Here is a 21,866-nt window from a genome sequence, read left to right as displayed (position 1 = left end):
ATGACCGCCACCTGGGATCCCCCGCACACCACAGACCCCATACTGTCGGTCCGCCAGATCCTCGCCCTGGAACGGGTCCTGGCCGGCGACCCCGAGGTGGTGGCAGGCGCCGCCCATCTCGACCGCCCCGTCCGCTGGGTGCACGTCGCCGAGGCCCCCGACGTCGGCGTCATGCTCACCGGCGGCGAGATGGTCCTCACCACCGGCGTCCTGCTCGCCGGCGACGAGCACAAACAGGCCGAGTACATCCAGTCCCTGCACCGGGCCGAGGCGGCGGCCGTCGTCCTCGGCCTCGGCCGCGCCTTCCCCGCCCCGCCCGACGCCATGCGCCGCGCGGCGGACCGCTGCGGCCTCCCTCTGGTGGTCCTGCACCGCCCCTTCCCCTTCGCCGAACTGACGGAGGAGGTCCAATCCAGACTGGTCCGGCGGAAATTCGCCGCCGTCAGCCTCTCCGAGTCCGTCCGCACCGCACTCACCGGCCTCATCACGGCCGCTGCCCCCCTCCAGCGCCTCCTCGACGAGGTCGCCGTGCACAGCGCCTGCCCGGTCGTCGTCACCAACCTCGCGCACCGGGTCCTCGCCACCGCAGGGGAGCGGTCGGCCGTGGACGACGTGCTGCGGGACTGGGAACGCATCGCCCGGCAGGCCGGCGGCGGCGCGGCCGACGGCTGGATCCGCGCCGAACTGGGCGGCCGGGGCGAGCGCTGGGGCCAGATCATGCTCTGCGGCTACCGCGGCGACACCGCCACCGGCCGGCTGCTGGCCGAGCGGGGCGCCGAGGCCCTCGTCCTGCACCGCATGCTCGGCGGCGGCTCCGCCCACACCTGGGAGGAGCAGTCCGCGCAGAGCCTGCTGACCGACCTGGTCTCCGGGGTCGTACCGGCCCGCCAGCTGCTGCCCAGGGCCCGGGCGGCCGGCCTCCCGGTCAACCGGCGGACCTTCGTCCCGCTCGTCGTACGGGACGCGCAACCGGCCCAACTGGAGCGGATCCTGCGGCTGCTGGGCCTGCCCGGGCTCGTCGCCGAACTCACCGAGCGCACCACCGCCGTGCTCCTCAGCCTCGCCCGGGACCAGGACGCCGACGCGCTCGCCGCGCACTTCGCCGCCCGGCTGCACGGCGAGTCGGCGGGGGCCCGGGCGGTGGTGGCCGCCGCGGGCGCCCGTACCGTCTGGGACGACGTGCCGGTCGGCCTGCGCGAGGCCCAGCACGTCGCGGACGCGGTCGCCGACACCACCGCCGCCCTCGACCTCCCGGCCGTCGTACGCCTCAAGGACGTCCACCTGCGCGGCCTGATCCGGCTGCTGCGGGACGACCCGCACGTCCAGTCCTTCGCCGAGCGCGAGCTGGACGGCCTGCTGTGCGGGAACGGTACCGACCAGGATCTCCTCGGCGTGCTGCGGACCTATCTCGCCACCGGCCGCAACAAGTCCCGCACCGCCCAGCTCCACCACGTCTCCCGCCCCGCGCTGTACCGCCGCCTGGAGGCGATACAGACCCGGCTCGGCGTCGACCTCGACGACTTCGAGCAGGCGGCCTCGGTGCACATAGCACTCCTCGCGCACGACGCGCAACAGCAGTGAAACATGCGACGACCTGGGAAAACGGCGGTGAAACATGAGCCGACGGCAGCGTGACACGGTGCCACGCCGGGTGCCCGCAGACGTGACACGGTGCAACTCAAAGAGGACTTCGGGGCTTTCTAGCCTTCTCGCACACCGAGCGACCGGAGGTCCCGATGAGCCGAGTGATTCGTGCCGCCCTCTTCCAGACCGCCTGGACCGGCGACAAGGAGTCGATGATCCAGGTCCACGAGCAGGCGGCCCGCGACGCGGCCGCACAGGGCGCGCGGGTCCTGTGCTTCCAGGAGCTGTTCTACGGACCCTACTTCTGCCAGGTCCAGGACAAGGCCTTCTACGAGTACGCCGAGCAGGTCCCGGACGGCCCGGTCGTCCAGCGCTTCCAGGCCCTCGCCCGCGAACTGGGCCTCGTCCTGATCCTGCCGGTGTACGAGGAGGAGCAGCCCGGCGTCCTCTACAACACCGCCGCCGTGATCGACGCCGACGGCTCGTACCTCGGCAAGTACCGCAAGCACCACATCCCGCAGGTCCCCGGCTTCTGGGAGAAGTTCTACTTCCGTCCGGGGAACGCGGGCTGGCCGATCTTCGAGACGGCCGTCGGGAAGATCGGCGTCTACATCTGCTACGACCGGCACTTCCCGGAAGGCTGGCGGGCGCTGGGTCTCGGCGGTGCCGAGATCGTCTTCAACCCCTCCGCCACCTCGCGCGGACTCTCCCGCTACCTGTGGCAGTTGGAGCAGCCGGCGGCGGCCGTGGCCAACGAGTACTTCGTCGGAGCGATCAACCGGGTCGGCGTGGAGGACCTCGGCGACAACGACTTCTACGGGACCTCCTACTTCGTGGACCCGGAGGCCCAGTTCGTCGGCGAGGTGGCCTCCGACAAGGAGACCGAACTCGTCGTCCGCGACCTGGACCTGGCCAAGCTCCGCGAGGTCCGCGACCGCTGGCAGTTCTTCCGCGACCGCCGCCCGGACGCGTACGGCCCGCTGACGGCTCCCTGACCGCGCCCCCGCTGAAAGCGCCCCGTAAGGGGCGCTGGGGGTACCCCCGGCCGAAGGCTGGGGGAGGATCCGCGCGACCAGCCACAGACGACCGGCATTTTCCCGACAACCGAACGGAGCGTGAACCCATGGTCGGCCGCACTCTCATCCGTGGCGGACTCGTCATCACCGCGTCCGACGAGATCCACGCCGACGTCCTGATCGAGGACGGCCGCATCGCCGCCCTCGCGGCGACCGGCACCCCCGCCGCCGAGGCCTTCACCGCAGAGCGCACCATCGACGCCGCCGGCAAGTACGTCATCCCGGGCGGCGTCGACGCCCACACCCACATGGAGCTGCCCTTCGGCGGCACCTTCGCCTCCGACACCTTCGAGACCGGCACCCGGGCCGCGGCCTGGGGCGGTACGACCACCATCGTGGACTTCGCCGTGCAGAGCGTCGGCCACAGCCTGCGCGAGGGCCTCGACGCCTGGCACGCCAAGGCCGAGGGCAACTGCGCCATCGACTACGGCTTCCACATGATCGTCTCCGACGTGAACCAGGACACGCTCAAGGAGATGGACCTCCTCGTCGAGGAAGGCGTCACCTCCTTCAAGCAGTTCATGGCCTACCCCGGCGTCTTCTACTCCGACGACGGCCAGATCCTGCGCGCCATGCAGCGCTCCGCCGAGAACGGCGGCCTGATCATGATGCACGCCGAGAACGGCATCGCCATCGACGTGCTGGTGGAACAGGCGCTGGCCCGCGGTGAGACCGACCCCCGCTACCACGGGGAGGTCCGCAAGGCCCTGCTCGAAGCCGAGGCCACGCACCGCGCCATCAAACTCGCCCAGGTCGCGGGCGCGCCCCTGTACGTCGTGCACGTCTCGGCCATGGAAGCGGTCGCCGAACTGGCCCGCGCCCGCGACGAGGGTCTCCCGGTCTTCGGCGAGACCTGCCCGCAGTACCTCTTCCTCTCCACCGACAACCTCGCCGAGCCCGACTTCGAGGGTTCGAAGTACGTGTGCTCGACACCCCTGCGCCCCAAGGAGCACCAGGCCAAGCTCTGGCAGGGCCTCAGGACCAACGACCTCCAGGTCGTCTCCACCGACCACTGCCCCTTCTGCTTCGTCGGGCAGAAGGAACTCGGCCGCGGCGACTTCTCGAAGATCCCGAACGGCCTGCCCGGCGTCGAGAACCGGATGGACCTGCTCCACCAGGCCGTCGTCGACGGGCACATCACCCGCCGCCGCTGGATCGAGATCGCCTGTGCCACTCCGGCCCGGATGTTCGGCATGTACCCGAAGAAGGGCACCATCACCCCGGGTGCCGACGCCGACGTCGTCATCTACGACCCCCACGCGGAGCAGGTCGTCTCCGCCGAGACCCACCACATGAACGTCGACTACTCGGCGTACGAGGGCAAGCGCCTCACCGGCCGCGTCGAGACGGTCCTCTCGCGCGGCGTGCCCGTCATCACCGAGCGGGAGTACACCGGACACGCCGGGCACGGCGTCTACACCCCGCGCTCCACCTGTCAGTACCTCAACTAGGAGAGGCGCACATGGACTTCGGACTCGTCCTGCAGACCGACCCGCCGGCCTCCCGGGTCGTGAGCCTGATGAAGAGGGCCGAACGCAACGGCTTCCGCTACGGCTGGACCTTCGACTCCGCCGTGCTCTGGCAGGAACCGTTCGTGATCTACAGTCAGATCCTGGCCAACACCAGCAAGCTGACGGTCGGCCCGATGGTCACCAACCCGGGCACCCGCACCTGGGAGGTCACCGCCTCCACCTTCGCCACCCTCAACGACATGTTCGGCAACCGCACGGTCTGCGGCATCGGCCGCGGCGACTCCGCGATGCGGGTGGCCGGCCGCAAGCCCAACACCCTCGCCCGGATCAGCGAGGCCATGAAGGTCATCCGCGCCCTCGGCAGCGGCGGCGAGGCCGACCTCGGCGGGACCGTCATCAGGTTCCCCTGGGTCAAGCCGGGCGCCGAACTCCCCGTCTGGATGGCCGCGTACGGCCCGAAGGCCCTGAAGATGACCGGGGAGGAGGCCGACGGCTTCATCCTCCAGCTCTCCGACCTCTACCTCACCGAGTACATGGTCAAGGCGGTGAAGGACGCGGCCGTGGCCGTCGGACGCGACCCGTCCGAGGTCAGGATCTGTGTCGCGGCTCCCGCCTACGTCACCGAGGACGACTCGCCCGAGGCCCTCGCCCACGCCCGCGACCAGTGCCGCTGGTTCGGCGGCATGGTCGGCAACCACGTCGCCGACCTGGTCGCCAAGTACGGTGAGCACTCCGCCGCCGTGCCCGACGAACTCACCGACTACATCAAGGCCCGCCAGGGCTACGACTACTCGCACCACGGACGCAGCGGCAACCCCGACACCGAGTTCGTGCCCGACGAGATCGTCGACCGCTTCTGCGTCATCGGCCCGGCGGAGAAGCACATCGAGAAGCTGACCGCCCTGCGCGAGCTGGGCGTCGACCAGTTCGCCGTCTACGACATGCACGACGCACAGGAGGCCACCATCGACGCGTACGGGACGAAGGTCATCCCGGCCGTCAACGGCTGACCCCCTCCTGCCAGTTGGTCTCCCCCTTCCCGCCGTCCCGGGAAGGGGGTCAGGGCGCATCCCACGCGTACCCCCCCGCCCCGCCCCGCCCGCACGGCCTCTCTCCCGTCCCGCCTCACCCGATTGGCCTGCCCATGACCGACACCGCTCCCACGGCCATACCGATGTCCGGCCAAGTGACCACCTCCGACGGGCGCGTCGAGCTCGCCCCGGACTCCCCGCCGCCGAGTGGTCCGTACGCCAACGAGGACCTGCTGCCCGTCCCCGTCGTCAAGCGCACCTGGACCACGTACAACTTCTCCGCCCTCTGGGTCGGCATGGCCCACAACACGGCGTCCTGGACCCTGGCCTCCGGGCTCATCGCGGTCGGCATGGACTGGAAACAGGCCGTGTTCACCATCGCCCTCGCCAACCTGATCGTCCTCGTCCCGATGCTGCTCACCGGGCACGCCGGACCCAAGTACGGCATCCCCTTCCCGGTCTTCGCCCGCGCCTCCTTCGGCGTGCGGGGAGCCAACCTCCCCGCCGTCGTACGGGCGTTGGTGGCCTGCGGCTGGTTCGGCATCCAGACCTGGATCGGCGGCGAGGCCATCTACTTCCTGGCCGGCAAGCTGATCGGCGACAGCTGGGCGAACGCCTCGCACATCGGCGGCTACGCCTGGACCATGTGGCTGTCGTTCGCGCTCTTCTGGGTGCTCCAGGTCGCGATCATCTACCGGGGCATGGAGACGATCCGCCGCTTCGAGAACTGGGCCGCGCCCTTCGTCATCGTCGGCGCCGTCGTGATGCTGATCTGGATGAGCAACAAGGCCGGCGGTCTCGGCCCGCTCTTCGACCAGCCCTCCAAGCTCGGCTGGGGCGGCGGCTTCTGGAAGATCTTCTGGCCGTCCCTGATGGGCATGATCGGCTTCTGGTCGACGCTGTCGCTGAACATCCCCGACTTCACCCGGTACGGCAGGAGCCAGAAGGCGCAGACCTGGGGCCAGGCGCTCGGCCTGCCCACCACCATGACCCTCTTCGCCTTCCTCTCCGTCCTGGTGACCTCCGGCTCGCAGGCCGTCTACGGGCAGCCGATCTGGGACCCGGTCCAGCTGGCCGCCAAGACGGACAACGTGGTCGGCCTGCTCTACGCCCTGGTCACCGTCCTCGTCGCGACCCTCTCCGTGAACATCGCGGCCAACCTGGTCTCGCCCGCCTTCGACTTCTCCAACATCGCGCCCAGGAAAATCAGTTTCCGTACCGGCGCGCTGATCACCTCGGTCCTCGCGGTGCTGATCTTCCCGTGGAAGCTGTACTCCGACCCGCAGGGCTACATCTTCACCTGGCTCGGCCTGGTCGGCGGTCTGCTCGGCACGGTGGCCGGCATCCTCGTCGCCGACTACTGGGTCCTGCGCCGCACCCGCCTCGACCTGACCGACCTGTACCGCACGGGCGGCCGGTACTGGTACGACGGCGGCTGGAACTGGCGGGCCGTCGTGGCCTTCCTCGTCGGCGGCGTCCTCGCGATCGGCGGTGCCAGCTTCAAGCCGCTGATCGACGGCCGGCCCGTCCCGGCCCTGTCCTCGCTCGCCGACTACGGCTGGGCGGTCGGCCTCGGCACGTCCCTGGTGCTGTACCTGGGCCTGACCGTGCTGGTGCGGCCCAAGGAGGCGTGAGCAGGCGGCGCGGCGTGCGTGCGAAGGGCGGCCGGTCCGGCTACCGGCTGCCCTTCAGCGCGGTCACCGCGGCCTTCGCCGCCTGGATGGCGCCCTTGTTGATCACGTCCGTGCTGGGCGCCTTCTTGTTCTCGAAGTCGCTGCCGTTGTAGGTGACGACCACCAGCGCGTTGGAGACCTGGGCCATCACCACGCCCTCGCGGGTCTGCTGCTTGTCCTCGGTGGTGAGGTTCACCACCGAGTAGCCGCTGTCGCCGAGCCCCGGCACGGCCCCGCCGCCGCTCTTCTCCGCGACCCGGTCCTTGTACTCCTTCGCCGCCGCCGCGTTCGTGTCCATGATCTCGAAGGAGACGTCGAGCCAGCGGTAGTCGTAGCCCTTGAGCGCGTTCCACGAGCAGGTGCGGCGCAGCTTGGTGTCGGTGGAGGGGATCTCCTTGCCGGCCGTCTTCGCGCCGGGCACCAGCGACTTGACGGTGGCCACCGGGATGCTGCCGCAGGGTGCGGGAGCGGCGGAGAACGCCTTGGTGGCGTCCGTGGAGGCGGCGGACGTCGACGGGGAGTCGCCCGCCGACTGGCCGGCCCCCTGCTGGGCCGAGGTGTCACCTGAGGTGTTCGTGGACGTCGTCGTGTCCGGGCCCGACGCCATCACCCAGCCCGCACAGGCGAGCACGGCGACCGGCGTCAGGCGCGCGGTGAGGGCGAGCGGCAGTGGAAGAGAACGCAAGTCGCACTTCTCGCTGGGGGACGGTGTGCGGAGTGGTCCGCACGGCGGACGGGACGCCAGTTTCACACGAGTCCCTGTGGGGCGGAAGTGGAATCCGTACCTTGCCTGTGGGCCGGGTACGGCGCGCTGTTGACAGCGGCCGTGGGCCGTCCCCCTACATCCGGAATGTCGCGCGTCCGCGGTCCCTGTACATCCGGAATGTGGTGACTGCATCCGGCCCCGAGGGTGACCGGAGTCACCGTCGGGCCCGTCCGGCACTCAGTCGCGCGAGTTGCCGAACAGCAGCCGGTAGCCGACGAGGAGGACCAGGGAGCCGGCGATCGCGGCGCCCCACGTGTAGAGGTCGAAGAAGTGCCTCTCCACCGGGCGGTCGAGGAAGCGGGAGGAGAGCCAGCCGCCCACGAAGGCGCCCGCGATGCCGATGAGGGTGGTGCCGATCAGGCCACCCGGGTCGCGGCCGGGCAGCAGGACCTTGGCGATGGCTCCGGCGAGGAGGCCCAGGACGATCCAGCCGATGATGCCCACGTTCGTTGTCCTCCGGTACGGGTGCTGCCTGACGGGCGCCGCCCCTCCGTGGGGTGCCGCCCCGCAGAGTTGCGTTGTTGCGCAAGCTTAGGAACGGGGGCGGTCGCCGGTATACGCCTGACGCCGAGCCGTCGATGATCTGTCACGCGCCCATGACAATGCGGAGAACACGTGGCGGACATTGCGGGGAGGCGTTGCGGGGTGCCGTGACCGTACGCCTACACTGAGTGGGCACCTGTGCCGAGGCGGTGAGGGGGAGGGATCGGGCCGTGGGGGAGAACAGCGACGGCTACACGGACCCCTCCGACGGGGTGCTGACGGAGGCGGCCGCGGTGTTCGGGCTGCTCGCCTCACCGGCCAGGCTGCACATCATGTGGGCGCTGTCCCAGGGCGAGAGCGACGTGACGCGCCTCGCCGACCGGGTCGGTGGCGCGCTGCCGGCGGTCAGCCAGCACCTGGCCAAACTCCGGCTGGCCGGTCTGGTGCGGTCCCGCCGCGAGGGTCGCAGGCAGGTCTACTACGTGGATGATCCGGACATCGTGACCGTGGTGCGGGTGACCGTCGGGCAGCTGACCGCGCGCTCCCACCAGGCACCGGTGCCGGTGCGGCGGTTGTACGAGGCCGGCGTCTGACGGAGCGGGCCCGGGCCCGGTGCGCGGGGGCGGACGGCAGGTGTGTCCTGGAGGTTTCATGAGATGCCTCACCTGTGAATTCGGGTGGGGTTTGTGCTGTCGGGGCTTTGGGTTTGTTAGATTGCGCAATCACGCAACCCAAATGGGCCCACCTCGCGGCTGCCCTTGACCCGCCGCGGACGCCCGACCCGCCCGACCGTACCCGCAGACGGACCCGACCGTTCATGGGAGTGGAAGATGACCGACCCGTGGGACGGCCCGGGAGGCCAGGCCACACGCAGCCGCACCGACCGGGTGCCCGGACAGCGTGGGGCCCTGCCGGACGGGACGCGGCCGACCGGCGGCCGGGCCGCCGCCCGGCAGGCGGCGAAGACCCGCGGTGGCAGAGGGGGCTCCCGGCGGGCGAAGCCGACGGGGCGCGGCAGGCGGGTGCTGAAGATCCTGGGCCTGTGCACGGCGGTCCTCGTCCTGGTCACGGCCGGCGCGGGCTGGTGGTTCTACGAGCACCTCAACGGCAACATCAACAGCGTCTCCCTCGACGGCAAGGGCGGCACCGAGAAGGCCGACGCGTTCGGCCGAACCCCGATCAACATCCTGGTGATCGGCTCGGACGGCCGGACCAGCTCGGCCGACTGCAAGCTCGGCGGCGGCTGCAGGCACACCGGCGTCCAGACCGGCAACGGCAACGCCGACGTGGAGATGGTCGTCCACATATCCGCCGACCGCTCCAACGCCACGGTCATGAGCATCCCGCGTGACACCATGGTCGACGTCCCCGCCTGCAAGGACAAATCGGGCGGCGAGTCCACCTCCGGCTACTACGGCCAGGTCAACAGCGCCCTCCAGTACGGCGCGGCCTGCCAGGTCGCCACCGTCCACCAGCTCACCGGCGTCCCCATCGACCACTTCGTCAAGCTGGACTTCTCCGGTGTGGTCAAGATGTCCGACGCGGTCGGCGGAGTCTCCGTCTGCGTCAACAACAACGTGTACGACACCTACTCGCACCTGAAGCTGTCCAAGGGCAGCCACACCCTCAAGGGCGAGGCCGCGCTGGAGTTCGTCCGGTCCCGGCACGGCTTCGGCGACGGCAGCGACCTCGGCCGTACCGTCTCCCAGCACATCTTCCTCAGCGCGATGATCCGCAAGTTCAAGAGCGCGGGCACCCTCACCGACCCCACCGCGGTCTACAGCCTCGCCGACGCGGCCACCAAGGCGCTCACCGTCGACGACGAACTCGACAGCGTCAAGAAGCTGATCTCGCTCGCGGCCGACGTGAACAAGGTCCCCACCAAGCGGATGACGTTCACCACCATGCAGACCGCGCCCGACCCGAACAACAGCAACCGGGTGGTGGTCGGCGCGGGAGCCAAGGACCTGTTCGCCACCATGGCCAACGACCAGTCGCTGACCACCAGCTCGGGCAAGAAGTCGTCGGCGGCCTCCGCGGCCGCGAGCGCGAAGCCGACGCCCACCGCGACCGTGCCCGCCTCCCAGATCGCCGTGACCGTCGAGAACGGCACCGACATCACGGGCCGCGCCTCCGCCATCGCGAACTCCCTGATCTCCCAGGGCTTCAGCACCGGCACCAGCACGGCCAACGCCCCGAACTCCGCGAGCGCGACCACCCTGACCTACGGCAGCGGCGACAAGGCCGAGGCCCAGACCGTCGCCAAGGCCCTGGACATCCCCGCCTCGCACATCAAGTCGGGCTCCGGCACCGGCGTGGTCCTGGTGATCGGCAGCGACTGGAGCAGCGGCACGTCCTACCCGGCCAGCTCCGGAGACACCAAGGCGGCCGTCGCCAACGCCAACGCCTCGACCGCCGACGACACCAAGACCTGTGCCAAGGTCAGCCAGTACAAGACGGTCAGCCTCAACGGGATCCCGATGACTCCGTCCCAGGCGTACGCGGCGGCGAGGAACAAGCCCGACTCGGACAAGTGACGGGGAGAGGCGAGCCCCCGGAGGGGGTTCGCCTCGCCACGGCCGTGAAAGCATGTAACCGCCAGACACCTGGCCCGGCCGTGCGCACAGCGAGGTGACAGATGCAGTTCACCACCCGTCCCACCCTCCAGGGCACCTTCGGCATGGTCTCGTCCACGCACTGGCTGGCCTCCCAGTCGGCGATGGCGGTCCTGGAGAACGGCGGGAACGCGTACGACGCGGCCGTCGCCGGCGCCTTCGTCCTGCACGTGGTCGAGCCGCACCTCAACGGGCCGGCCGGCGAGGTGCCGATCCTGCTCGCCCCGGCCGGCGGCGAGGTGCGGGTGCTGTGCGGACAGGGCGTGGCCCCGGCGGGCGCGGACGTCGCCCATTACCGGAGCCTCGGCCTGGACCTGGTCCCCGGCACCGGGCCGCTGGCCGCGGCCGTACCCGGCGCCTTCGACGCCTGGCTGCTCCTGCTGCGCGACCACGGCAGCAAGCCGCTGGACGAGGTCCTGAGGTACGCCATCGGCTACGCCGAGCACGGGCACCCGGCCGTGGAGAACGTCGGCGCCACGGTGGAGAGCGTCCGCAGGCTGTTCGAGACCGAGTGGACGTCGTCGGCGGAGCTCTACCTGCCCGGCGGCCGCGCACCCCGCCCCGGCGAGCTGCTGCGCAACCCCGCCCTCGCCGACACCTGGAAGCGGCTGCTCGCCGAGACCGCGGGCGCCGGGGACCGCGAGGCACGCATCGACGCGGCCCGCGAGGTGTGGCGCACCGGCTTCATCGCCGAGGCGCTGGTGCGGCAGGCCGCCCGCCCCACCATGGACACCAGCGGCACCCGGCACACCGGCACCCTCACCGCCGCCGACCTGGCCGGCTGGTCCGCGGGCTACGAGAGCCCGGTCTCGTACGACTGGAACGGCTGGACCGTGTGCAAGGCCGGCCCCTGGAGCCAGGGCCCGGCCCTGCTCCAGCAGCTCGCCCTGCTGCCGCCCGAACTGCCCGAGTACGGCTCGGCCGACTACGTCCACCTCCTGATCGAGGGCTGCAAGCTCGCCATGGCCGACCGCGAGGCCTGGTACGGGGACGCGGCCGAGGTACCGCTGGCCGAGCTGCTCTCGGACGCCTACAACGCCGGACGGCGGGAGCTGATCGGCGCCAAGGCCTCCGACGAGCTGCGGCCGGGCAGCCCCGGCGGACGCGCGCCCCGGCTGCCCGGGTACGCGCGCGTGGAGGCCGCGAGGAAAACCGCCTTCGACCCGCTCGGTGCCGGTGAGCCGACGGTCGCGCAGGTCGCCGCCGACGGCACCACCCGGGGCGACACCTGCCATCTGGACGTCGTCGACCGATGGGGCAACATGGTCGCGGCCACGCCGAGCGGCGGCTGGCTCCAGTCCAACCCCGTCGTCCCCGAGCTGGGCTTCCCGCTCGGCACCCGGCTCCAGATGGCCTGGCTGGAGGAGGGACTGCCCAACTCCCTCACGCCCGGCAGGCGCCCCCGAACCACCCTCACCCCGTCGCTCGCCCTGCGCGACGGCGTCCCGGTGCTGGCCTTCGGTACGCCCGGCGGAGACCAGCAGGACCAGTGGCAGCTGCACTTCCTCCTCGCTGTCGCGCTGCGCGGCGAGGTCCGCGGCGGCCTCGACCTCCAGGGCGCGATCGACGCCCCGAACTGGCACAACGACAGCTTCCCGAGCTCCTTCTACCCCCGCGGCCGGCGTCCCGGGAGCGTGACCGTCGAGTCCCGCACGGACGACGAGGTCGTGGCGGAGCTGCGGCGGCGCGGCCACGACGTGACGGTCGGGCCGGGCTGGTCGGAGGGCCGCCTGTGCGCGGTGGCCCGGGACCCGGAGAGCGGGGTGCTGTCGGCGGCGGCCAACCCGCGCGGGATGCAGGGCTACGCGGTGGGACGCTGACGCGGGTCCGCCGGCCCGGTGCGTCCGCCGACGGCCCGCCGATCGTCGGCACCGCCTGTTCGTCCGTATTCCATGTGCCGTACATCCGACGCGTGGGGATTGTTGTCAGTGACGCGTGCTCTCATGGAGGCATGATCGAAGCAACGGAGACCATCGACGAGTTCCTCCTCCAGCACGCCGGTGACGTCGAGGACGTCATCCGCAAGGCCGCCCGGACCGAGATCCTGCCCCGCTGGCGCCGGCTCGCCGACCACGAGGTCGACCAGAAGAGCGGCCCGCACGACCTGGTGACCGACGCCGACCGGCTCGCCGAGCGGTACCTCACCGCGGAGCTCGGCGCCCTCCTGCCCGGCTCCGTCGTGGTCGGCGAGGAAGCGGTGCACGCCGACCCGGAGACCTACGACGCGCTCCAGGGCGACGCGCCGGTGTGGATCGTCGACCCGGTCGACGGCACCCGCCAGTTCGTGCGCGGCGAGGACGGCTTCTGCACCCTGATCGCGCTCGCCCACCGGGGCGTCCTGCTCGCCTCCTGGACCTACGCCCCGGCCCGCGAGCAACTCGCCACCGCGGTACGGGGGAAGGGCGCCTTCCTCGACGGCGAGCGGCTGCTCTCCGGCGCCCCCGCGGGGGACCGGGACCTGCGGATCGCCACCTCCCACCCGGACTACACGACCGACGCGCAGAAGCGCGCGCTCTTCCCGCTGTGGACCGACGGCTTCGCCCCGCGTCCCTGCGGCTCCGCGGGCCTGGAGTACCTCGCCGTCGCCCGGGGCGAGTTGGATGCCACCGCGTTCAGTTGGGAGGCGGCCTGGGACCACGCCGCCGGGCTGCTGCTGGTCGAGGAGGCGGGCGGCGCCCACCTCACGATCGCCGGCGAGCCGTTCCGGATCACCGGTGGCAACGCCCTGCCGTTCACCGCGGCCCGCGACGCCGCCACCGCCCACCGGATCGTGGACCTGCTGCTGAACCCGCACTGGTGACCCGAGCGGGGGGAGTGTCAGTCCCCCGGCATATCCTGAACCCGAGTGGCCATCGGCTGACGAAGGGGTCCGAAGGTGCCGTCGATGCTCGATGCGGTCGTGGTGGGGGCGGGGCCTAACGGGCTGACGGCCGCCGTGGAGCTGGCCCGGCGCGGATTCTCCGTGGCGCTCTTCGAGGCGAAGGACACCGTGGGCGGCGGCGCCCGCACCGAGGAGCTCACCCTTCCCGGCTTCCGGCACGACCCGTGCTCCGCGGCCCACCCGCTCGGCATAAATTCGCCCGCGTTCCGCGCCCTGCCCCTGGAGCGCTACGGCCTGACGTGGCTGCACCCGGACCTGCCGATGGCGCACCCCTTCCCGGACGGGAGCGCGGCCGTCCTGGCCCGCTCCGTCGCCGAGACCGCGGCCTCCTTCGGGCCCCGTGACGCCGGCACCTACCGCAGGCTGGTCGAGCCGTTCCTGCCCAGGTGGGACACCCTGGCCCGGGACTTCATGTCCCTGCCGCTGACCGCGCTGCCCCGCGACCCGGTCACCCTCGCCCGGTTCGGCCTCGCCGGGCTGCCGCCCGCGGCCCTGGTGATGCGCCGCTTCCGCGACGACCGGGCCCGCACCCTCTTCGCCGGACTCGTCGCCCACGTCATGGCCCCGCTCAGCGGCTTCGCCACCGGCGCCGTCGGCCTGGTCTTCGCGCTCGCCGCGCACGCCCGCGGCTGGCCGGTGGCCGCCGGCGGCTCCCAGGCCATCTCCGACGCCCTGGCCGCCTACCTGACGGACCTCGGCGGCGCGATCCACACCGACTACGAGGTCAAGCGCCTCGACGACCTGCCGCCCGCCCGGTCGTACATCTTCGACACCTCGCCCACCGCCCTGGCCCGCATCGCGGGCCTCGGTAACTACTACCGGGACTACCGGTACGGACCCGGTGTCTTCAAGATCGACTACGCGCTGGACGGGCCGGTCCCGTGGACGGCACCCGAGGCCCGCCGCGCCGGGACCGTGCAGATCGGCGCGGACAGCGCGGAGATCGGCACCGCCCTGCGCGCCGCCTCCCGCGAAGGCCGCGCTCCCGACCGGCCGTTCATGATCACCGTGCAGCCGAGTGTCGTGGACCCGACCCGCGCCCCCGGGGACCAGCACGTCTTCTGGGCCTACGCCCACGTGCCGAACGGCTGGAGCGGCGACCTCACCGAGGTGATGGAGCGTCAACTGGAGCGCTTCGCCCCGGGGTTCCGCGACCGCGTGCTGGCCCGCGCCACCGCCGGCCCCGCCGAACTCGCCGCCCGCAACGCCAACTACGTCGGCGGCGACATCGGCACCGGCGCGGTCTCCGGCCTGCAGATCATGCTCCGCCCCAAGCTCTCCCTGTTCCCGTACGCCACCCCGCATCCGGCCGTCTTCATCTGCTCGTCGGCCACCCCGCCGGGACCGGGCGTGCACGGCATGTCGGGGCACAACGCGGCGAAGGCCGTGTGGAGGAGGTTGCGACAGTCATGACCCGTATCACCCTCGTCCAGGGCGACATCACCCGGCAGAGCGTCGACGCCATCGTCAACGCGGCCAACTCCTCCCTGCTCGGCGGCGGAGGCGTCGACGGCGCCATCCACCGCCGCGGGGGCCCCGCCATCCTCGAGGACTGCCGCAGGCTGCGCGCCTCGCACTACGGCAAGGGCCTGCCCACCGGCCAGGCCGTCGCCACCACGGCCGGCGACCTGGACGCCCAGTGGGTCATCCACACCGTCGGCCCGGTCCACTCCCCGAGTCTGGACCGCTCCGAGCTGCTGGTCTCCTGCTACCGCGAGTCCCTCCGGCGCGCCGACGAACTCGGCGCCCGCACCGTCGCGTTCCCCGCCATCTCCACGGGGATCTACGGCTGGCCGATGGACGACGGCGCCCGGATCGCCGTCGAGACGGTCCGGGACGCGGACACGACCGTCGAGGAGGTCCGGTTCGTGCTCTTCGACGAGCGGGCCTACGAGGCGTTCGCCCGGCAGCTGCCCTGACGGCACGGCACGGGGTGCCGTCGCACCGCCCGCCCCGCACCCTGGACGGCAGGGAGGCAGCAGGGAGAGGAGCAGGCGATGCCGGCCAGCGGGCGGAGGCCGCACAACGGGTCCGGAACCAGCGGGTCCGGAACCAGCGGGCCCGGCACCAGCGTGCCCGCCGTGTCCCGGTGGCGCTCGCGGACCGCGCGTCTGGTCGGCGCCGCGCAGGCCGCGCACCGGCGGGCGGAGACCCGCTTCCCGGTCGTCACGCACCTCGCCGAACGGCTGGTGTCCGTGAACATCTTCGACACCGCCACCCGCCTGGCCGCGCAGTGCTTCCTGACCGCCGTCCCGCTGCTCTTCGTCTTCGCCGCCTACGCCCCACCGGTCGTCCGGGACCAGCTGCTGCACTCCCTGCGCTCGGCCTTCGGGCTGTCCGGCCCGGTCGACACCGGAGTCCAGCAGCTGCTGCAGCCGCCGAACGAGGAACTGCGGCAGACCACCGGCGTGATCGGCGGCCTCATGGCGCTGATCTCCGCCACGGCCGTCAGCCGGGCCGTGCAGCGGCTGTGCAAACGCGCCTGGCAGATCCCCCGCGGGGGCACCCGGATCGCCCCGTGGCGCTGGGTGGCCTGGCTCGTCCTGTGGATCGGCGCCCTGCTCCTGGAAGGCGCCCTGCACAACGGCTTCGGCCTGGGCGTCTGGCTGGGCGTCCCGGTCACCCTCGTCTGCCAGACCGGCCTGTGGTGGTGGACGCAGCACCTGCTCCTCGGCGGCCGGATCGGCTGGCGGCCGCTGCTGCCCGGCGCCCTGATCACGGCGGCCGCCCTCACCGCGCTGAGCGCGACCGCCCAGCTGTACCTGCCGCGCGCCCTCGACCGCACCGTCGCCGAGTACGGCTCCCTCGGCTCGGTGTTCGTGCTGCTCTCCTGGCTGATCGTGGTCTGCCTGACCGCCACCGTCAGCGTCAGCACCGGCGCGGTCCTCGCCCAGGAGCCCCTCCTCGCCGACCGCCTCGGCAGCCCGCCGCCCCGCCGGGACCCGGAAGCGCCGGCGTCCTGACGCCCTGCGCGCCGGCCGCAACACTGGGATCCTGATCGTGCGGAGCGCCGACCACGGCCGACCGGACACGGGAGGTGATCTCTGTGGCCGCGAGGGACGACAGCGCACGGGGAGCGGCCCTCGGGTACGCCGACCCCCTGGGGGAGCCGTTTCTGCGCACCCGGTTCGCCGTACCGGCCAGACCCGCCACCTTCGTCCGCAGACCCAGGCTGACCGCACACCTCGACCAGGCCCTCGACACCCCGCTGACCATGGTCAACGGCGCGGCCGGCGCCGGAAAGACCCTCCTCGTCGCCGACTGGGCGGCGCGGCTCGGCCGACCGGTGGCCTGGCTCACCAACGAGGCGGGCGACCAGGGCCCCGGCGTGTTCTGGGCCTATGTCCTGCACGGCCTGTACGGCGCCGGAACACCGCCGCCCGCCGGGACCTTCGGCGCTCCCGGAGGCCCGTGCACGGTGGACCACCGGCTGCTGGCCCGCCTCGCCGACGAGCTGAGCGGACGCGACCGGCCCGCGATCCTGGTCCTCGACGAGTTCGACCGGCAGACCGCCCCGGAGACCGCCGAGCAACTGGAGTTCGTCCTGCACCACGCGGGAGCGGGCCTGCGGCTGATCCTCGTCACCCGCACCGAACCCCTGCTGCCCCTGCACCGCTACCGCGCGGCGGCGGCCATCACCGAGATCAGGAACCAGGAGCTGGCCTTCACCCCCGAGGAGGCGGGCGACCTGCTGGCCCGGCACGGCCTGCGGCTGTCCGCCGACGCCGCCCGCGCCCTGGTCGAGCGCACCCGGGGCTGGGCGGCCGGCCTGCGGCTGAGCGCCATGGCCGCACAGCAGAGGGCCGACCCGGAGACGTACCTCAAGGAGTTCGAGGCCGGCCACGGCACCATCGCCGACTTCCTGCTCGCCGAGGTGGTCGGCCGGCAGCCGCCCGAGACGCAGGACCTGCTGCTGCGGGTCAGCGTCCTGGACCGGTTCGGGCCCGAGCTGGCTCAGGCGCTGACCGGCCGCCCCGACGCCGGTCCGCTGCTGGCCGGGCTGTGCCGGCAGAACGCCTTCGTCGAGGACCTCGGACACTCCTGGTACCGGCTGCATCCGCTGTTCGGGGAGATTCTCCGGGTCCATCTGCGGGCCCGCTCCCCAGGGCTCGAACCCGAACTGCACCGGCGCGCCGCGTGGTGGCTGCGGGCCCACGGAGCCGTACCCGAGGCGCTGGCCCACGGCGCGGCGGCGGGCGACTGGGAGTGCGCCGCCGGCACCCTCGTCGACGACCTGGGGATCGGCCGGCTCCTCACCGGCCCGCGCGCGGACGACCTCACCGGGCTGTTCTCCACGCTGGGCACGGAGGCCACCGGGACGGCCGTGGAGCTGGTACGCGCGGCCCGCGGGCTGGCCGAGTACGACCTCGACCGCGCACTGGCCCACCTCGGCCGTGCGGCGGAGAGCCCCGCCACCGGAGCGGCCGCCGCCCCGGCCCGGCTGAGCCTCGCGCTCCTGGAGTCCCTGGCGGCGAGGCTGACGGGCTCGCCGGACAGGGCCGAGCAGGCGATGGCCGCGGCCGCCCGGCTGCGCCACGAGGTGCCCGCCCGCCTCCTCGCCAGGCATCCCGAACTCACCGCCCTCCTCCACACCCACCTGGGCTCGGCGCGCCTCTGGGCCGGGCACTTCGACACGGCGCGGGCCGCCCTGACCGAGGTGGCCGAGCTCCCCGGTGACGCCCTGACCGAACTGCCCCGGGAGGACAGCCTCGGCCATCTGGCGCTGATCGACTACCTCGACGGCCGGCTCGACCGTGCGGAGAGCCGGGCACTGGTCGCGGCCGAGGCGACCCGCAGCTGCGGCGGGCGCCCGTTCCCCGGCGCCGGCCTCGGCCAGCTGGTGCTGGCCGCCGTCGCCGTCGACCGCGACGAGCTGGAGCGGGCCCGGGCCCTGCTGGACGAGGCCGCCGAGTCCGGCCCCGGTCCCGGCGCGCCCGACCCCGTGACCGAGGCCTGCCGCGCCCTCGCCGACGGCCGGCTGCGGCTCGCCCTCGGCGACCGGGCCGCCGCCACGCACGCGGCCGGCCCTGCCCTACGGACGCACGTGGGCTCGCCCTGGGCCCGGGCGAGCACGGCCCTGGCCGCCGCGGCCGTCCTGCTCGCCGAGGGCCGGACCGGCACCGCCGCCGAGGTACTGGACGGGATCGACGGCTTGCCCGGGCCCCTGTGCGCCGCGGAGGCCGCGTGGGTGCGGCTCGCCGCCGGCCACCGCGAGGAAGCCCTGGAGGCGGCCGACCTGCTGTGCGCGGACGCCCGGAGCGGCCCCGGCGTCACCGTCCGGGCCACCCTGGTGCGGGCCCGCGCGGCGGCCGAGGCGGGGGACCCCGGCACCGCCCGCAAGCTGCTCGCCCGCGCCCTCCTGGAGGCACGCCGGGACCGGCTGCGCCGCCCGTTCCTCGACGCCGGGCCGGGGATCCGCCGCCTCCTGGACACCCCGCCGCTGCACGGCCTGGCAGCGGGCTGGCTCCACGGCGACGGCCCCGGCGCCGGTTCCCCGCCGCTGCTCGTCGAGGAGCTGAGCGAACGCGAGCGCGAGGTCCTCGGCCGGCTGGCGCAGATGATGTCCACGCAGGAGATCGCCGCCGACCTGTACGTCTCCGTGAACACGGTGAAGACGCACCTCAAGAGCATCTACCGGAAACTGGGCGTCGGCCGGCGCGGCGACGCGGTGCGCCGGGCCCGCGAGCGCGGACTGCTCTGACCGGTTGCCCGTCCCGGCCCGGTTCACCTGTGCCGGGTGAGGCCGGCCGGTGGCCGCGGGGGCAGGATCACGGAACGGACGGACCGCAGCAGACCCGCGGCGGGAGACGGCTCATGCGCTACGAGATCCGCGTCGAAGGGACCATGTCGGAGACGCTGACCCGGGCCTTCCCGGAGATGGAACACGTGACGATGTCCGGCGAGACGGTCCTGTTCGGTCCCGTCGTCGACGAGGCGCATCTGTACGGCCTGCTCAACCGCTGCCAGTCGCTGGGGCTGCGGGTCGTCGAGATGCGGCGCCTGCCGGAGTGACCGGGCCGCGGTCCTGCCGGCCGCGCACGATCACCCGCACCGGGTGAGGAACCCCGGCGCCCGCCGTGCGCACGCTGGGACGGCAGGGCCCGGCCGACCGGCCGGCGCCGTGGACGGAGGACGTACATGAGCGCGCAGACCTACCTCGCATACGACTATCCGCTGCTGAGCGCCTTCTGGACGATGTTGTGGCTCTTCCTGTGGATCATGTGGCTCGTCCTGCTGTTCCGGGTCATCGTGGACATCTTCCGCGACGACTCGATGGGCGGCTGGGCCAAGGCCGGCTGGCTCGCCCTCTGCATCGTCGTCCCCTTCCTGGGCGTCCTCGTCTACGTGATCGCCCGCGGCAAGGGGATGGGGCAGCGGGAGATCGCCCAGGCCCGGGACCAGCAGAAGGCGTTCGAGTCGTACATCCGGCAGACCGCCAAGAGCGGCCCGGGTCAGAGCAGCAGCGTCGACGAACTGGCCAGGCTCTCCGAGATGAAGTCCCGCGGTGACATCTCGGACGAGGAGTTCCGCAGGGCCAAGGCACTGGTCCTGAGCGACTACGGGCCGGCCGAGCGCTCCGGCTCCGGCTCGGTGCCCACCGCCCACGGGCGCTGAGCATCCCCCTCCGAGAACGAATCGAGGCAGCCCCATGACCGCCACACATCCCGCGCACCACCCGCGCCAGCACACCGCCAAGATGGCGTGGGCCGGCGGACTGACCGCCTTCGCCGCCGTCATGCTCATGATCGCCGGACTGCTCGCGGTGTTCCGGGGCATCATGGCGATCGCCCAGGACGACGTCTTCGTCACGACCCCCAACTACGTGTTCAAGTTCGACCTCACCAGCTGGGGCTGGATCCACCTGGTCCTGGGCGTGATCGCCGTGGTGGTCGGCATCGGCCTCCTCCAGCCGGCCATGTGGGCCCGTGGCGCCGGGGTGGCCATCGCCGCGCTGGTGATCATCGCCAACTTCCTGTCCCTGCCGTACTACCCGGTCTGGTCCGTCGTGATGATCGCGCTCTCCGGGTTCATCATCTGGGCGCTCTGCGTGGCGCGCGGCGACGGCTCCGCGGACACGACGGGCACGGACCTGCGCTGACGGTCCGGCCCATGCCGTCTCCCTCGTGCGGGACTCCGCTCAGGCCGGGTCCCGCACGATGATCCGCGCCGGCACCGGTGCCGGTCCCACCGTGTCCAGCCCCGGCGCGGCCCGCGCGGCCGAAGCCGACCGTGGCGCGCGAGACACCGCCGGCGGCACCACGTCGTTCAGCGTGCCCCTCCCGGATCCGCTCACCGGCCGGCCCCGGCCCCGGCGTGCGGCCGCCCGGTCCCGGTGGCACCGGGCGGGACCAGATGGGCCCGCGCCGCACGGCGGAACGCCGGGCGCAGGGGATGCCGGTCCCCGGTCCGGGCGGCGAGTACCACCTGGAGCGGGACCGCGTCCTCGATCGGCACGGCGACGATGTCCGGCCGCAGGCCGCCGCTGAACCCGGCCGGCGCCAGCGACACCACCTCACCGCTGGCCACCAGCTCCAGCTTGTCCTCCAGGGTCTCCACCAGGGCGCCCAGGTTGGTGTGGCCGGGGGGATTCGCGCCGGTCCGGTCGGCACCGGTGAACCGGGGGAGCGGCTCGTCGGCGAAGTCGGCGAGGGTGACCGAGTCCCGGCCGGCCAGCCGGTGGCCGAGCGGCACCAGGAGGACGCGCGGCTCGTCGTAGAGGACCGTGATGTCCAGGCCGTCGGCGGCGAACAGGAACCGGGTCACCACCACGTCGACCCGGTGGTCGAGGAGCGCGGCGCGCGGTTCGTTCCAGTCCACGTGCAGGGTGCGGACGTCGGCCTCCGGGTGCCGGTGGCGCAGTTCGCGTACGGCCGGGGTGACGATCTGGTGGGTGGTGTAGCCGACGGTGAACGGGCCGTGCCCGGCGGCCGAGCGGGCGCTGGCGGCGGCCCGGGCGGCGGTCCGCAGCAGCTCCCTGGCCTGCGGCAGGAAGGTCTCCCCGGCCTCGGTGAGCCGGGTGCCGCGCGGGGTGCGGTCCAGCAGCCGGACGCCCAACTCCCGCTCCAGCCGCCGGATCTGACGGCTCAGCGACGGCTGCGCGAGATGCAGTGCGTCGGCCGCGCGGCCGAAGTGCAGCTCCTCGGCGACCACGGTGAAGTAGCGCACCAGGCGCAGTTCCAGGTCCACCGGCGGTACGAAGGCATCGGGCACCCCTCGACTCTACTCCCGGCGCTCTTGCTGTCGCCGCGGTGAGCTGCGGTCATGACCGTACGGTCATCACCGGG

The 21,866-nt window shown here is 72.6% G+C and carries 19 protein-coding genes; 16 read left to right on the top strand and 3 right to left on the bottom strand.

Going from position 1 to position 21,866, the window contains the following annotated elements; translation table 11 throughout:
* The 5 genes from BLW82_RS08060 (at position 1) to BLW82_RS08040 (ending at position 6,797) form a co-directional block, all read left to right on the top strand.
* Positions 1–1,581: a PucR family transcriptional regulator gene (locus BLW82_RS08060; RefSeq protein WP_093498172.1), complete on the top strand. Its 1,581-nt coding sequence runs from the start codon at positions 1–3 to the stop codon at positions 1,579–1,581.
* 155 nt (positions 1,582–1,736) lie between these two features.
* Positions 1,737–2,579, top strand: a complete 843-nt coding sequence (locus tag BLW82_RS08055; RefSeq protein ID WP_093498171.1) for a nitrilase-related carbon-nitrogen hydrolase — start codon at positions 1,737–1,739, stop codon at positions 2,577–2,579.
* 128 nt (positions 2,580–2,707) lie between these two features.
* Positions 2,708–4,111 (top strand): dihydropyrimidinase, encoded by a 1,404-nt coding sequence (gene hydA, locus BLW82_RS08050; protein ID WP_093498170.1) that lies wholly within the window; start codon positions 2,708–2,710, stop codon positions 4,109–4,111.
* A gap of 11 nt (positions 4,112–4,122) precedes the next feature.
* Positions 4,123–5,142 carry a TIGR03842 family LLM class F420-dependent oxidoreductase gene (locus BLW82_RS08045; protein WP_093498169.1) on the top strand — a complete coding sequence of 340 codons (1,020 nt, stop codon included), beginning with the start codon at positions 4,123–4,125 and terminating at the stop codon, positions 5,140–5,142.
* Between the two features lie 134 nt (positions 5,143–5,276).
* Positions 5,277–6,797, top strand: a complete 1,521-nt coding sequence (locus BLW82_RS08040; RefSeq protein ID WP_093498168.1) for an NCS1 family nucleobase:cation symporter-1 — start codon at positions 5,277–5,279, stop codon at positions 6,795–6,797.
* Between the two features lie 40 nt (positions 6,798–6,837).
* Here BLW82_RS08040 and BLW82_RS08035 read toward each other — a convergent pair whose 3' ends face one another.
* Both BLW82_RS08035 and BLW82_RS08030 read right to left on the bottom strand, forming a co-directional pair.
* Complete coding sequence (locus BLW82_RS08035) at positions 6,838–7,521, bottom strand: hypothetical protein (RefSeq protein ID WP_093498167.1); 684 nt, start codon at positions 7,519–7,521, stop codon at positions 6,838–6,840.
* 258 nt (positions 7,522–7,779) lie between these two features.
* Positions 7,780–8,046 (bottom strand): GlsB/YeaQ/YmgE family stress response membrane protein, encoded by a 267-nt coding sequence (locus tag BLW82_RS08030; protein WP_093498166.1) that lies wholly within the window; start codon positions 8,044–8,046, stop codon positions 7,780–7,782.
* Between the two features lie 269 nt (positions 8,047–8,315).
* Between BLW82_RS08030 and BLW82_RS08025 the strand changes: the two genes are divergently transcribed.
* The 11 genes from BLW82_RS08025 to BLW82_RS07975 all read left to right on the top strand — a co-directional run bounded on the left by BLW82_RS08025 (position 8,316) and on the right by BLW82_RS07975 (position 20,680).
* Positions 8,316–8,678, top strand: coding sequence for an ArsR/SmtB family transcription factor (locus tag BLW82_RS08025; protein ID WP_093498165.1), 363 nt, complete (start codon positions 8,316–8,318; stop codon positions 8,676–8,678).
* 237 nt (positions 8,679–8,915) lie between these two features.
* Positions 8,916–10,622 (top strand): LCP family protein, encoded by a 1,707-nt coding sequence (locus BLW82_RS08020; RefSeq protein ID WP_256215700.1) that lies wholly within the window; start codon positions 8,916–8,918, stop codon positions 10,620–10,622.
* Positions 10,623–10,723: 101 nt separating this feature from the next.
* Positions 10,724–12,520: a gamma-glutamyltransferase family protein gene (locus BLW82_RS08015; protein ID WP_093498164.1), complete on the top strand. Its 1,797-nt coding sequence runs from the start codon at positions 10,724–10,726 to the stop codon at positions 12,518–12,520.
* Between the two features lie 131 nt (positions 12,521–12,651).
* Entirely contained in the window at positions 12,652–13,500 is an 849-nt protein-coding gene (locus BLW82_RS08010) for an inositol monophosphatase family protein (RefSeq protein ID WP_093498163.1), read from the top strand.
* A gap of 84 nt (positions 13,501–13,584) precedes the next feature.
* Positions 13,585–14,994 (top strand): phytoene desaturase family protein, encoded by a 1,410-nt coding sequence (locus tag BLW82_RS08005; RefSeq protein ID WP_093498162.1) that lies wholly within the window; start codon positions 13,585–13,587, stop codon positions 14,992–14,994.
* Positions 14,991–15,500, top strand: coding sequence for an O-acetyl-ADP-ribose deacetylase (locus BLW82_RS08000; RefSeq protein WP_093498161.1), 510 nt, complete (start codon positions 14,991–14,993; stop codon positions 15,498–15,500). The genes BLW82_RS08005 and BLW82_RS08000 overlap by 4 nt, the downstream gene beginning before the upstream one ends.
* 162 nt (positions 15,501–15,662) lie before the next feature.
* A complete protein-coding gene (locus BLW82_RS07995) occupies positions 15,663–16,544 on the top strand; it encodes a YhjD/YihY/BrkB family envelope integrity protein (RefSeq protein WP_256215699.1) in 882 nt (293 codons plus the stop codon).
* A gap of 74 nt (positions 16,545–16,618) precedes the next feature.
* The gene (locus BLW82_RS07990) at positions 16,619–19,282 is read left to right on the top strand and encodes a winged helix-turn-helix domain-containing protein (protein ID WP_093498159.1); all 2,664 of its coding nucleotides are present in this window, start codon (positions 16,619–16,621) and stop codon (positions 19,280–19,282) included.
* A 113-nt stretch (positions 19,283–19,395) separates the two neighbouring features.
* The gene (locus BLW82_RS07985) at positions 19,396–19,593 is read left to right on the top strand and encodes a hypothetical protein (protein WP_093498158.1); all 198 of its coding nucleotides are present in this window, start codon (positions 19,396–19,398) and stop codon (positions 19,591–19,593) included.
* Between the two features lie 126 nt (positions 19,594–19,719).
* The gene (locus tag BLW82_RS07980) at positions 19,720–20,196 is read left to right on the top strand and encodes an SHOCT domain-containing protein (RefSeq protein ID WP_093498157.1); all 477 of its coding nucleotides are present in this window, start codon (positions 19,720–19,722) and stop codon (positions 20,194–20,196) included.
* A gap of 34 nt (positions 20,197–20,230) precedes the next feature.
* On the top strand, positions 20,231–20,680 hold the full coding sequence (locus BLW82_RS07975; protein WP_093498156.1) for a DUF7144 family membrane protein: 450 nt from the start codon (positions 20,231–20,233) through the stop codon (positions 20,678–20,680).
* A 191-nt stretch (positions 20,681–20,871) separates the two neighbouring features.
* On the opposite strand, the gene BLW82_RS07970 is transcribed toward BLW82_RS07975, so the two are convergent.
* Positions 20,872–21,792: a LysR family transcriptional regulator gene (locus tag BLW82_RS07970; RefSeq protein ID WP_256215697.1), complete on the bottom strand. Its 921-nt coding sequence runs from the start codon at positions 21,790–21,792 to the stop codon at positions 20,872–20,874.
* Between the last annotated feature and the right edge of the window lie 74 nt (positions 21,793–21,866).

Source organism: Streptomyces sp. Ag109_O5-10 (assembly GCF_900105755.1).
GTDB lineage: Bacteria > Actinomycetota > Actinomycetes > Streptomycetales > Streptomycetaceae > Streptomyces.
This window is presented reverse-complemented; position numbering and strand designations above follow the sequence as displayed.

Excerpts from the sequence above, each read along its gene's own strand:
- BLW82_RS08060 (WP_093498172.1), top strand. The coding sequence starts at position 1 with ATGACCGCCACCTGGGATCCCCCGCACACCACAGACCCCATACTGTCG.
- BLW82_RS08055 (WP_093498171.1), top strand. The coding sequence starts at position 1,737 with ATGAGCCGAGTGATTCGTGCCGCCCTCTTCCAGACCGCCTGGACCGGC.
- hydA (WP_093498170.1), top strand. The coding sequence starts at position 2,708 with ATGGTCGGCCGCACTCTCATCCGTGGCGGACTCGTCATCACCGCGTCC.
- BLW82_RS08045 (WP_093498169.1), top strand. The coding sequence starts at position 4,123 with ATGGACTTCGGACTCGTCCTGCAGACCGACCCGCCGGCCTCCCGGGTC.
- BLW82_RS08040 (WP_093498168.1), top strand. The coding sequence starts at position 5,277 with ATGACCGACACCGCTCCCACGGCCATACCGATGTCCGGCCAAGTGACC.
- BLW82_RS08020 (WP_256215700.1), top strand. The coding sequence starts at position 8,916 with ATGACCGACCCGTGGGACGGCCCGGGAGGCCAGGCCACACGCAGCCGC.
- BLW82_RS08015 (WP_093498164.1), top strand. The coding sequence starts at position 10,724 with ATGCAGTTCACCACCCGTCCCACCCTCCAGGGCACCTTCGGCATGGTC.
- BLW82_RS08010 (WP_093498163.1), top strand. The coding sequence starts at position 12,652 with ATGATCGAAGCAACGGAGACCATCGACGAGTTCCTCCTCCAGCACGCC.
- BLW82_RS08005 (WP_093498162.1), top strand. The coding sequence starts at position 13,585 with ATGCTCGATGCGGTCGTGGTGGGGGCGGGGCCTAACGGGCTGACGGCC.
- BLW82_RS08000 (WP_093498161.1), top strand. The coding sequence starts at position 14,991 with ATGACCCGTATCACCCTCGTCCAGGGCGACATCACCCGGCAGAGCGTC.
- BLW82_RS07985 (WP_093498158.1), top strand. The coding sequence starts at position 19,396 with ATGCGCTACGAGATCCGCGTCGAAGGGACCATGTCGGAGACGCTGACC.
- BLW82_RS07980 (WP_093498157.1), top strand. The coding sequence starts at position 19,720 with ATGAGCGCGCAGACCTACCTCGCATACGACTATCCGCTGCTGAGCGCC.
- BLW82_RS07975 (WP_093498156.1), top strand. The coding sequence starts at position 20,231 with ATGACCGCCACACATCCCGCGCACCACCCGCGCCAGCACACCGCCAAG.